1 protein-coding gene is annotated in these 571 nt (G+C 47.1%); it reads right to left on the reverse strand.

Translation table 11 applies throughout. From position 1 onward, the window contains the following. A partial coding sequence (locus tag CWM53_RS15275) for a fimbrial protein (RefSeq protein ID WP_413773715.1) occupies positions 1 to 239 on the reverse strand: 239 nt, incomplete at its 3' end. Positions 240 to 571 lie beyond the last annotated feature (332 nt).

Genomic DNA, 571 nt, shown 5'->3' on the forward strand with positions numbered 1-571 from the left:
TCTTTAACGCGAATGTCGATGCCGACCGCCGGCCCGGTGCCAGACTGGCTGTTTTTCAGTCTCGACAGCGGAATAGCGCCCATACTGACGTCGATGACCCCGCTGTCGCTCACCCCTTCGAGCTTGCAGGAGGCGTTCACGACCTTGCCGATGAAATTCAGCTTGCCCTCTGCCGCGAGTACTGAGCTGGCGGCCAGTCCGGCAAAGACCGTCGCCAGACACAGCGTGATTATTTTCATTTTCTTTCCTTCTCTAGTGCCCGTAAAGCCGGCGCCAGGGCCGTTATTTGGTGAGAATTATTTACGCCAGGTATGTTTTTTATTAATTCATCTGACTGACAAATTTATTAATGCCTGGAAATAAACTGGCTTGTTATTTATGGGCTGCTTTTGTCGGGATAGTAGCGTGGGGGAATTGCGACGTAAATAAGACGGTTATTAACGCGAGTTGAATGCTAAATATCTCTCGATAAAATAAATTGCTATTTTAATTCAATAGATTAGAAATAGCCTATTGCTCTTTTTTACCAGGTGTTCGAACCCGCTTCATGGTGGAAAATACGATCGTTCAC

This window comes from Klebsiella sp. A-Nf5 (genome assembly GCF_002810545.1).
Classification (GTDB): Bacteria; Pseudomonadota; Gammaproteobacteria; order Enterobacterales; family Enterobacteriaceae; genus Klebsiella; species Klebsiella variicola.